Consider the following 12533-nt stretch of genomic DNA (forward strand, 5'->3'; position numbering starts at 1 on the left):
AATAAATTAATGTTAAATTTTAGATTTTCAAAGTTTATATTCTATATAGGTGTTGATGCTACCATGTCCCTGTTTTTAGATTATGCAGGAAATAAAAATGGATAAATTAAGTGGCGAGTAGTTCTCCCTTACTTCTCTGCTATATAATTCAAACTGACAACTTATACAATGACTAATAAAAAAGACCGAAGAATGTACTGGGGGTTAAGAGGCATGAACTTAAGGTTTTACTCTATCCATAAAGAAAAAAAGACCCTTGAGAGAAAAGAGGGAGAAATGAAAACTTTAAATCTTAAAAAATAATAGCGGGAATCATTTCAATTCCCGCTATTACGTTTATCGTTACACCAATTTTCATTTTATAAGAGAATAATATCCATATAGACTATACGTTGGTAGGTTTCCGTTGGTTGTGCACCATAAAATACATCTATTTCTTTGACAACAAGTCGTAACGGATACCATTGATTTTCCTCTGGAATAGCTACTTGGCCTTCCCATGTGACCACACCATTCGTATCAGGAGAGCCAGGATGGACTACTATTTCATCTAAGTTCGGAACGTCCTCCCAGCCTATGGTTTCATCCTCAATTTGTGAAAGCTGACGTTGAACTTGGATACTCATCAAGCTTGTAGATGGAGCTACCGTATCGCTTGGTACGTTTAACTTCTTTGCAGAATAGGTTACACCGCTTACTGAGACATTGTAGACGTTAAACTGGCTTTGGTCCCGTGTTACAGTTAAGGAACGATCCGGTGCAGTTTGAACATTTCCTGCAAGAACTACGGGTGATATGCGTAAATCAGTAGGAGAGATTAATGAGTTTGGTTGGAACCTGACAAGAGCTAAACGGATAAACGGATAGTAGGCATTACCGGCATCAAGCTCTAGGTCACAGTACCACATCTTGCGTTCGCTATCCCATTTTACTTCGAAACAAACTACTTTTACAGACTTGTTAGGAAGTTCGAATAGATTAGCATCATAAACCTCTTTATAATTCTTAAAATCTGCTATAGTCGGAAGTGGAAGTCCAGGTGATTCTCGGATTGGATCTTGACCCCAAAAAGTTAAGTAACTGTAAATATCATCTTCTCGATTGGGTTCTATATTTTCAACTAAAACAACACCCAGCATCTCACCATCTCCGGAGGACCACCATGGGCGGTCGAGATAAACCCGAATACCTCCGCTCCGCAAACTCGTAACTTTTTCATCATTTTCATTCATTTGTTGCCAAGAAAAGGTAGGCAAGGCGTATTTAACTAAAGGCTTAGAAGGTCTAGCAGAACTTAGGACATCAATTTTAATCTCTTCAGTTTCTCGAATAAGATTCTCGTTTGACATATTTGTTGGAAAGTATTCACGAAAGCGTGTAGTAGCCCTAACTTTGTAGCAGACATGTCTGTACTTCGTATCTCCAAATCCGTGTTTCTCAACTTTAGTTGCCAAATTTATTTGTTCCTGATTTTCTGGATTCATAGGATTATTTAATAATTTTTTATATACAGTTTCCGCAAGAGTACTGTTGAAAACAAGGCGTGATTGGTTATTCTCTAAATGCAAGGCATTAGGGTCATCTTTAAGGAGAACCTCTTTATTGTTGTCTAACCAGATAGGTAATTCCATAACATGATTACGGAAGGGAACAGGATCTAATTCTGGTTCGCTTTTAGTTATATCATCAATTCTTTCTCTCCATTCAGCAAGAATATCAACTTTGGAAGTGCTAGGGATATGAACATAGATATTTCCGAAGAGATAAGCTTCAGTACTGTTTTCCGTACGATCTGTTATTTTAAGAATAGGTTGCGCAGGGAAATCGAGCGGCTGTTGAACAGCATGAACAAGAGTGATTTCCCGAAAAGGGGTAAATAACCAGATGCGGCCGAATAAGATATCATTTTCTAGTTCCAGCAGCTCCTGATCGGTCCAGCTGGTTTTGTCGTCTTTCACCCACTGTAAAAGCCCCATTTCCTCAAGGTTTCCTCCAAATTTTGAGCTAACACGGATGTTGGGAATTATACTTGCCTTTGGAAGTTGGATGTTAAGTACTCGTTTTTTTTCGTCCCACCAAGTTAGAGCAGAACCTTCAACTATACGAATGCGGAACGGTGTAACTTCATACCAAGGATTTGATTTTAAGTCAATGTAAAATAAATCTTGAGGATTAAGACCAGGTAGTCCTTGAAAAACTACACCTGTTGCCCAGGGATCCGGCAAGTAAGGAAGAATCAGCTGTTTCTCAGTATGGACTGCATAACCATCGTTCGATGAAGGATCTGTCCCAGTACGAATAAAGTACACGGAATCTAATGTATCATCATTAAATGATCCAGCCTCACGAGTAGCTAAGCAATATACATTCTGTATGACTTCACGAATCTGATTTTGATCCATGCCACTTTTCTTTGCATCAAGAGCTTCATCTAGAAGACCATGTTCTTCTATCATTTGAAGCGAGGCTTTAGGTGGTGCCACATGTCTGTCGTTAAAAGATAGATATGCAGGGTTGGCCGCAGCATATTCTTCTGTTGTTTTGTTATAATTGCTTCGGATAACCAGTCGCTCCAATGATTCACCTTCTGCATAGGCGGTCGTATCAGTATCATTTAGGTTATCTATAGGGGTATACAATTGTCTAGGTACAAGTTCCGGCGGATTGACTGGATCAAAGCGAAGATATTTAAGATAACCTATAGGTGATTTATCAAGCGATAACGCGGCTTCAATCTTTTTTGCTTCCTCCAAATTTGGTCCATTTCCTGCTAAATCAACTGTTCGAACACGGAATGTATAATCATTTCCATAACGAAGACGGGGCAAGGTTCCATGCTCCACCATGAAATCTGTCTCTAATCCAAGTCGCGTCATAGCAGTGTTTTTAACTTTCGTTGGCATGGTTTCAGGTTCGTCGGGATTTGGTGCACTAGAAGTCCGACTAATACTCTTACCAGGACGTGGAGCTGACAAGCTCCATCCATCCCAAGTGAAAAGAGACTCATGAATATAAAGTTCATTAACGGGATCTAGAGTTTCAGGAGAACTTGTGATGCTAGGTTGTATAAAACCTTCGTCAATAATTTGGTATACCCCATCAGCATTTAGTATTTTATATTGGCCAAATCGCTGATGTAGTGAATATCGATTTGAATTTTGATCAATCACATCTAGTCTGTATCCACGTACAAGATCCTCTGCATATAAAGGTTCTTCTGAAGGACCATTGTTAAGCAGCTGGTTCAGTTTGTTAGATCGATTAAAGATATTGTTTAAGTGGTCGGCATTGTTGTTACGTACAACTGAGATACCACCGTTACGCATAGGAGAAACCCCGGAATTTTCATTTGAATCAATAGGTTTATCGGTTACATCTTTTTTCAGGTGAGCTGCTATAGTTGCCGCAAGGTTCAATGTCTTGAGTGCAGCACCATCTACGTCAACTTGAACCAATTCAACATCCTCTTTTTTAGGAATCCAAATCCCACCGTCTATTTCGTTTGTAGAAGAGTAGGCAGTAAATAATTCTAAACCATTTTCCTCCCTATAATCATAAGCCGTCCATGGACAGTAGTCTTCCGTCCAGGAAGCTTGATTATCATTTTGACGGGTAGGGAGTTGAGAAGACCAACTAGGAACGATACGTAATTTAAACTTGCCAGGGTTATTATTTGTTTTCGGTATAGAATCAGCTGGTATATAAAGGTCTATAATCAGTCCCAATCGGCGCAAAATCTCAGGGAAATCCCCTAAGGACGAGAGCATTTGGTGAAAGTCGATTTCTTTCTCAAAGTGAGTTTTGGCTTCAGAACTATCGGGCAGCGTTTTGGGATGAGTACGGGCTGGACGATGGTGAAAATGCATGGTTCGGTAATAATCAACTTGAATATCATGATTACGAAAGGCACCTGGAACTGTTGGACTGACCAGACCTTGATTAAAGGGAAAAGGAGGTGTAATTGTATCTCCAGTTCTTCCTGTAGCCTGGCGCTTGCGAGCTTTGACTTTGGCTTCTTCAAGAGAATTGTTCAATAAATTACTTAAGTCTTTCTCTGTATGTATCTCATGGTCATCAAAAAGATTGTGAAGTTCCACCAATTCATTAATTAATTCATAGATACTTATACATTCTTCCTGTCTTCCTTCTCCATACCAATCTATTCTTGGAGGAATTAAACAAGGTAGATCAAAGCGTGCTTTTTTTACAAGTTTTTGATAAAAATTCTTAAGATACTCCAACACGTTTTTAACCGGATAACTCAAAATAGGCCGACTGGAATAGTCATCAAATTCATGTGGTTGGACAGGAATAGTTGGCTCGAAAAGTGAACACCAAAGTGTTTGTATAGGAGGAGGTGTTATCCTATACGCTGGTATTACTTTCGTCTGAGTTCCATCATTTACCTCTATAGAAAATTTCGTATGGTCTGGATGCATAGTGCATGCCCAGTTGAGAAAATCAGGAAAAGAAGTTAAGGTTGTGATGTGTTCTGACCGTAAACGTGGGTTTATATAAACAGACAATCTTAAATGTTGTTTTTTTTCATTCTTTGTTATTCCATTGGGCAGAGCAATCCAAAATATACTTTGAGTTGTATCCATAAAAAACTCCTTTATAAGTTATTTTTATAGATTGAATATAGTTTACGAATAAATTATTTCTATGCAAATGCCATGCAATATTTTTCCCATTCATAGGGATAGTCACCTTCATATTCAGGGCCCATAATTTGTGCAAAGGTTGGATCCCCTGCTGCTCCTGCGAACCTGCGTTCAACAGTGAGGCTGACGCTCTTACTAAAAAATGCGACTTTAACGCCAACGGTTAAAGTGGCCTGCCCCCAGACTTCTACATGATTATTTTCTTTCTTACGGTAAGTAAGGCCCAAGTAGAATTCAACTGTCACCGAAACCAAGCCTAGAACACTCAAATTGCCCCCACAGCGCAAGTAGCCAGTAAGGTTTACTTCCTTTCCAATCATACCGTAGTAAATGCCTGCCATCACATACACACCGCCGGTGGCTACTCCTAGATTTAAGCTGATGTTTCCACCAAATTCGATGGATGCCTCAATTGCTTCAATTCCTTTAGCACTGAGTGCAAGACTAAAGAAACCTCCACCTGCAAAGCCACTTACTGAGACATTAAATGGTTTGTGTCGCTCTGAAATAGCAAATTTTACACCAACAGGCTGATCGACAAAAGGGAGAGATAGCGCTGCACTAAGATTGATATTCTGTAAATTGAATATGCCTACACCGAAAGCCGGGATACCTAGTGTGAAACCTGCCGTAATCCCGGTTGCTGTCACGTTTAAGAAAGGAGGATCCGAAAAGCCATTAGCCGGTATGATATTTTTGAGTGTTTCCACAAATTCAAGCGGTCCCTTGAATACCAGGTCGAGGCCTTCTGCACTGACATCCATTTTCTTGCCGTTATCAGCAGTAAACCTTAATTCATCAAATTTAAGCAACATGGCTTCGACAAACTCCAAAGCAAACTCTTTTAACTTCCCTAGTACCAAGTAGGTAGGAGGGCTACCGTTGGGCGTCGTAATCATTTGAACATTTATACTTAGCTGAGCATCGTGCTCGAATGTTGTATCACCCCTTTTTGCTAAGAATCGGAAGAAACCTGCTGTATCTCCCCAGTTTTCAATATTTGGCTTCCACAAATAGCGTGTTTCGATAGCATTATTTGGTAGACGACGATTCGTTAGCATAGGGGATTCAAGTTTGAAATTGGGGTCATCAAGTTTCGTTATTAATTGATCAGGATCTAATACTGATTCTAACTCCTTAATTTTTAATAAATCAATTTTTACCTTCTTTGGTAGAATGTCCTGTAATGTGATTCCTCCTAAAAATTTGGCGTGCCCAAATAGTGTTGATGGGTCGAACTCCCCGCTAATAATATCAGATGGGTTTGCGACAGGACCGAGCGCCCTCGATAATCCCTCAATAGTTGAATTTGGGGTAATGAGCCCACCTGCTTTCTCTGTAGGCAAGGATAATTCGAGTTTTGTGAGACTTGGAGCAAGTCTCATAAAAACCTCAGCTTTATTTACATTTGAATTAAAACCATGATCTAAGTAAGTTTTTTCAAATTCGATAGATTTTTGCTCTAATTTCCGACCGGTTACCTGTTCAGCAGCAGGAATGTTCACTTCCGCTGATTCAACTTCTGGAAGAAAGCTAGGTTGAAAGAAAGGTAACTTCAATTTTTTTAACTCTTCTTTTTTTTCACCTTCCACAAGCTGTGCTCTAAAGGTTACTGTTGCCGTTTCTAGTGTAGTCTTACCCGTACTGTTAGAATCGGTATTAGCAAAGGCAATAGGCTGATGATTTAGTTGGACAAGTCGAAAAATAGATTTGTTATATTCTGTAACTATTTGTTCTTCAGTTGGCATACATGTAGCAATTGGAACACACAGAAGAGGCCGTTCAAAGGAAACTATATTTCCATCCCAATCTTCTGCGATCATTTTGAAGTGAAAAGGTTTGTCTTCGCCTGACTTAGTAGGCCAGAAAGGCTTATCGTCTTCCTCAATAGTACAGGGAAGAATCACATTTATTTTGTTCTCGCGACTTAACTTTGGAGTTGTACGTGTTGTTATTTTTATCCATTTAAATGGAATTTCTCGACGTTCGTGCTTATAAACAGAAGCTAGCGTTTCGTAATTTTTAACAGGCTCTCGGACTTCGATGTATGAATATTTTCTTAAGACAGCTTTTGCCCCCTTCATGTTTTGCTCGTTTGATATATCATAAGGTTCAAATTGTCTTTCAGTAATGGTTATAATTGATACTGCATGCCCTGTATCACATAGAAAGGCCTTCCTTACGGTTTTAATAAATTGGTCTCTACCCTGGGTCATAATGTGCTGCCACTGTTCTAGGGATAAACCACCTTTATAACCAAGTGTATCGTGCAAAAGCGTAGGGTAATTCCACACGGCCTCAAAGTTAGCCCAAGCTCCTGCAGAAGAAAGCATCAGACGTCGAATCATAATAGGACTCGGTATGTATTCTAGTGGAAGATTTTGTGCTTTTAAACTATTTTTCCAATCTTCTATAGACATTCCAGTAGGAAGTCTTGGCATAGAGAAATCTGTTGTTAGCTGTACAATTTCTTTCAGTTCATTCTGGGTTGGGGAACTGTTAAATGGGATAGGATGATTAGATGTAGTGATAAAATGTGTAGCGCCGCCCTCACGGATAAAATATTCGTTTGCTTTTTGCTTTTCTCCAAGTTGTGTATGCCATAATACAAATCGACCATTTTGTCCCTCAGATTGTACGATATTATACCAAATACCAGATTTATCTGGAGAAATATAAAGTCCTGTGGGAATTTCTAAAGAAGTCTTTCCCTCGAATATCTTTGGATCTGGTAAGGAAAAAGGTGGTGCTGCTGGCCATAAAGGATCTCGTTCAATAGGGTCAGGTACTACGGATTTATAATCCTTCCAGTTAAGTAAAGTTTCCATTGTGAGTGCCCAGGTGTCCTCGTCGTCTGGAAGCTTGAACACTAGGCGACTTGGACCAGAAAGCATGGCTTTAATGGGAGTTTTTATATCTTCATTTTCATAAAATACTTCTTCTACAATATGTTGTGAGGGAAAATGAACGATTAATAATGCTGGTTCACCTGCATTACTCCGGCAAAGGTAAAGAGGAGCTCCATAAGTGTGTATGTTGACTAGCTCAAAAGTCAGGTCTAAGAAGTCTTCTTTCCTTAAAACTCGAATGAAAAGATTATGATTAGACACAAGTTTCTCTCCCTTCTTTTTTGAAAAAGAGGTTTTGTATGTCATCTTAATAGCTGGATTAATAGTACATAAATATGTATCGGGGAATCCTGCTAGACCATATATTTCCAAAATCTCTGTTGGATTAAAAATACCGGAATTTCTCATATATCTCCATATGTAATCATCTTCTGAGGATTGTTCCCACATGTCATTTTATGACTGTGTTTTCATATTAGATTTTTTAGTAGGGAAAAAATCTAATATGAAATCGGCAAGAAAAACAAGCGAAATAGCGCATTGTCCACAGAGCAATCACTCATAAAAACAAATTGAATAAATTAGAGGGAACACATGAAATAAAGGAGGGATGAACATGGACTGCTGCTTTTGCAAACGTACTTATGTTACATTAACTGATGGTACAGACTTTTGGTACTATCCGGTTTTTATTGAAAGTTGTTTAGTAAATGGATACCGTTGGGATGGGCATAATTGGGTGGAGAACGGCATTGACTTAAGAAAAATCCGTTGGTTTAATTGTTGTGAACGAACGAAAGAAGGAATAAAGAAAACAGTTGGAGACTTTATATCCTATTAAAATGACAATCCTTTAATTTTAATAAAAGGGAAAATACATCCCGGTATGTTAAGGGTGTACTTTCCTTTTTAAAATTCCTATTATTTTATTGGTAACTTAAGGCTGACTTTCTATTAAGTAAAGATGAATTAAATATTTCTATTACATAAATAAATGAATTTAAATTGGTAAGTAATTATTATTAGGTAACGGCACAATTATGCATAGACAAGATTCAGGAACATAAATCGTTAAATAAAATATTTTACTATTATAGAGCAAGATATAAGGAGTGATAGACTTGTTTCATCGTCCATATTTTGTACCCTCGTATTCTTCTTCATATTCACAATCTGAAATGTTAAATTCTTATTGGTATTCTTATCCTTATTCAAGATCCGAAAATTTAAATTCTTATTGGTATTCTTATCCCTATTCAGGACCTGAAACTTTAACTTCTCATTTGTATTCTCCTCCTGTTGGCACATCTTTTTATCCCTATTCCCATCCCTATTCCCAATCAATAACTTGTCCTAATGATACTATAATAGATAGGTTTTCCAACCGTATGAAGGTGACGAAGAAAGAAATCACTGTTTTTCGATTTCCACAACATAGCTCAGATATTGATTTGCTTCCACTAGAAGAAAAGGTGAAGATGGATGCATTGGCTAAAGAAATAGCAGATAGCTTTATTCTGGGGAACTCACCTATTGTTGCATTCGTAATTGCTGGCCACGCCGACCGAGATCCTCAAGGTGCTGATTTTGAAATGAGAGTAAGTATTGCACGAGCAGAAGCGGCACAAACATGGCTTGTCAATAAAGCCAAAGAACTTGTCCGACAGCGTGGTGGCAATCCTTCTGAAGTTGATGCAGCCGAGTTTTCTCTTTTCGGTTATGGAGCAAGCAATCTTTATACTGGTGCTACAACGCTTCCTGAAAGGGAATTGAATCGCAGAATTGTCGTAAAGTATGCTGCGGTTGAGATAGATCCACTTCTAGACGCCTTTAGTTATGTACCGAATTTAGCTAGATTAGTGCCATTAGTACAACTTCATCTTAATGATGATATTATACGTATGGGACGTATTCAATGTGCATTGACAAAGTTAGCTAACCCAGGGACTGACGATACGTACTTTGAATGGGGTACGCTTAGTCAAATCGCTGGTGGTCTAAAAAACTTGAGTGATGAACAGATTCTCAACATTGCAAGAAGTACCATTCATTCGCTGCGGAGAGACATTGCAAATAATAATCTTTTTGGTATTCAGGTCCCTGACAATATAGTCATTCAAAATCTTCTTCAATGGGAAGATAGCGTCCGGAATTGTAAAAATAAATTAATAGAAAGAATAGCATTGGAAGGAGCAGCTGCAGGCCAATTCCATAAATCTGTAGCAAGGTACATTTCTCGGAATGAGAACAATCCAAATAGCATCTTGAGTTGTTTCAAGAATAGCTAATATTAGAAAAAATATGCTGTAGTACTGGTCAATTATTTTTATGGAATTTTAAAGCTCTAAATCCAATGTAATTAACGTTTTTTGGGAGTGTTTTAAAGTAGGGCTTTTGAAAAAACATTCTTATGGTATTTTTTTATAACTTAAGTAGTGTTTTAACTTTGTATAAAAATCTATAATTTTTGAAAATGGACTCTAGTAGATAATAATTATTTTCGAATTGAACTATCGTAGTATAAAGAAACTTTTCTAAAGCCAAGAAGAGTTTCTTTACGTGCTTTTATTTGAAAAATTGATGTCAAAGGCTTGGAGCAATACTTCTCCAAATAACTTGACTTATGGAAAAGTTTTAAATCACATAGTTGAAGCTGATCAAGAATTAAATAAAGGTGAATATAAGCAAGTTATTTTAGATTGTTTCGATTGGAGAGAGATTCTTCCCGAAGCTGAAGGCCATCGAATGCTCCTTAAAACACATATAGTAGATGAATTAGAGAGATAATCCTTTGTTATCTAGTTACTATGGTTCGCTCTAAAATAAACAATCCAGTTGTTACACATCTAAAAGTGCTCCTAAAATATCTAGGAGCACTTTTTTGCTTAATATATAAATTCTCGTTAACAAATAACAATAACTTGTAGGATAACAAGTACATCAGAAGCGCATGGTTAGTTGTTAGAATTACTTAATAATATGTTTTGACTAAATATAAAATACTAATGAGTAACCGTGTATTGAGTTATTTGTATTAAAGAGTAGATTTATTAATTTCTAGTAACTTTGCTCTTAGATTTTCATTATGTGCATATAAATAAAGACCTTTTATGCCTCGTTTTAGCAAGATATTAAGTGCATTTAAAATGATTTCTTCTTTTATTTTTGCAGCATTAGGGTGATTTCCTAATCCTTTAAATGCTTCGGTGTCTTTATATCTATCACTTAATATTAATAGTTTATTATTTTTTTCATCATAAGAGAGAGAGGGGCCCAATATAACACCCACATAATTTAAATCAAATCCCTGTACTGTATAAATTGAACCTACTTCATCAATCGAACTTCCATGTGGAGAAGTTTTCTCTCGTTGTGCCCATGTTGTATAAGAATCGGTAAGGTTCCATGGTAGATCCAATTCACCAGTTGTAACATGATACTTTCCACCATCTTTTTTATGTTCAAAATCAAATGTGGAAACAACTCTAGAAAGTCCCCATTTAGTATTTTGTTGTTGTATTTTTTTATGCATATCAGAAGCATGTTCAAAGATTTCAAAATCATAAGTGTTAGGGACATTTGGCATAGGTGTAATTTTCTTTTGAACTAAATTATCTAACCATGAAACTAATTCATTGCCAGCATGCATTCGCATTTGAGTAGAAAGTTTATATCTTTTAGGCTTATATTTGGATAGAACGGTGTTTAAAGTTTTAGCATCCCAATATGCTTTATTGCGGGTTACTTGCTTATGATCAAATATAATAACAGTCACCTTAGCTCTTTTAATAATATCTTCTAGATGGTTATGACCGTGATATGAATTATAAGAATCTGAACTTGAGAGTAGTAGATGGGCTTCATCAACAAATACAATATCAATTGGTGTAGTCTCTGTATCTAATGGCATTTGATTAATAAAAGAAGTAGGTTTTAATATTTTATTCTTCTGCATAATTTTCACGTTAGAGGCTATGCTATGAAACGTTTTTAATGCTTCATTATGGTTAATCAAAATATAACTGGAAGTATCATATAAATGTGAATTTTTGTCTTTAGACATCTCTAACGTTTTATAATAAAGAGAACTTAAAACAACGCTTTTACCAACCCCAGCACTACCTTCAATGAAAATCACTTTATGTTCTGTTTTGTTTTGAGTATTCATTTTAAAGAATTGCTCTTCTAATTCATATACAACATCTTGGTATAATTCAAACTGTTCAGATGTAAGTTGTTTAAACGGAGATAGTTTGAAAATATCATTATTCTCAATTAAAAATAGATCCTTATTAACAATCTGTTCAGTATCTTTCAAGGTTTCCCAGATTACTTCAAAAACTTCATCATTATAAAAGCTTTTTTCATAGTAGTTATGCACAACTGAAGATACAGTTTGACTCACATTTCTTAATGTGTAACGTTCATCACCTAAGAAATAATTAATTAACTTTGTTTCTAAGTTATACGTAGCAGATTGATTAAATTTTTCATGTTTAATCAGTGTTACGTGTTTAAAATCATGTCTGTTTTTAGCATTAGAAGTATTATTCCTATTTAGTCTATGGTTGTGTAATCTATTAAAAGCATTTACTGTTTCACCAATATAAGCTTCTTTCTCCTTATGTAGGATATATATAATAGGGTAGTCATTAAAAACATTATAATCCGTTTTAATTTTATCAATTTCTTCTTTTGTGAAAGGGATAGTTTTAATAGTTAATCCTTCCATGAATATACCTCCTATTTTTAAAGACCAATGTCTTAGATTCAAAATGGAAAACGTTACTGCTAAATCTTGCTTAAATAATATGGCTTTGAAATACTTAGAAAAAGGTTTAAAGGTTTTAAAATTATAGAATTTCACTTTAATTGTATAATTTAAAAAATAAATATACAACTTATGTATTATTTATTGATACAATATAAAACGGTATATATATATTACATAATTAATATCTTCGGATATTATGTTGATATAAGGAATATAACTGTTTAATAGAAAACAAATGGATTAAAC

Annotated in this window: 6 protein-coding genes; 3 read left to right on the plus strand and 3 right to left on the minus strand. The window is 36.2% G+C overall.

What is annotated here, in order from left to right; all coding sequences use genetic code 11:
- Positions 1 to 359: 359 nt before the first annotated feature.
- A complete protein-coding gene (locus AC0ONG_RS28320; protein ID WP_474205027.1) occupies positions 360 to 4604 on the minus strand; it encodes a hypothetical protein in 4245 nt (1414 codons plus the stop codon).
- Between the two features lie 59 nt (positions 4605 to 4663).
- The gene (locus tag AC0ONG_RS28325) at positions 4664 to 7921 is read right to left on the minus strand and encodes a hypothetical protein (protein ID WP_474205029.1); all 3258 of its coding nucleotides are present in this window, start codon (positions 7919 to 7921) and stop codon (positions 4664 to 4666) included.
- 208 nt (positions 7922 to 8129) lie between these two features.
- On the opposite strand from AC0ONG_RS28325, the gene AC0ONG_RS28330 reads away from it, so the two are divergent.
- From AC0ONG_RS28330 to AC0ONG_RS28340, 3 genes are all read left to right on the plus strand, one after another.
- Positions 8130 to 8354: a hypothetical protein gene (locus AC0ONG_RS28330; RefSeq protein WP_098295927.1), complete on the plus strand. Its 225-nt coding sequence runs from the start codon at positions 8130 to 8132 to the stop codon at positions 8352 to 8354.
- 280 nt (positions 8355 to 8634) lie between these two features.
- On the plus strand, positions 8635 to 9801 hold the full coding sequence (locus AC0ONG_RS28335) for an OmpA family protein (RefSeq protein WP_474205031.1): 1167 nt from the start codon (positions 8635 to 8637) through the stop codon (positions 9799 to 9801).
- A 271-nt stretch (positions 9802 to 10072) separates the two neighbouring features.
- A complete protein-coding gene (locus tag AC0ONG_RS28340; RefSeq protein ID WP_474205033.1) occupies positions 10073 to 10300 on the plus strand; it encodes a hypothetical protein in 228 nt (75 codons plus the stop codon).
- Between the two features lie 247 nt (positions 10301 to 10547).
- Here the strand turns inward: AC0ONG_RS28340 and AC0ONG_RS28345 are convergent, their stop codons facing one another.
- On the minus strand, positions 10548 to 12245 hold the full coding sequence (locus AC0ONG_RS28345) for a DUF2075 domain-containing protein (RefSeq protein WP_474205035.1): 1698 nt from the start codon (positions 12243 to 12245) through the stop codon (positions 10548 to 10550).
- Positions 12246 to 12533 lie beyond the last annotated feature (288 nt).

Source organism: Bacillus sp. TCT6 (genome assembly GCF_056033845.1).

Coding starts and splice junctions, on each gene's coding strand:
- AC0ONG_RS28345 (WP_474205035.1), bottom strand. CDS start 12,245: ATGGAAGGATTAACTATTAAAACTATCCCTTTCACAAAAGAAGAAATT.
- AC0ONG_RS28320 (WP_474205027.1), bottom strand. CDS start 4,604: ATGGATACAACTCAAAGTATATTTTGGATTGCTCTGCCCAATGGAATA.
- AC0ONG_RS28325 (WP_474205029.1), bottom strand. CDS start 7,921: ATGAGAAATTCCGGTATTTTTAATCCAACAGAGATTTTGGAAATATAT.
- AC0ONG_RS28330 (WP_098295927.1), top strand. CDS start 8,130: ATGGACTGCTGCTTTTGCAAACGTACTTATGTTACATTAACTGATGGT.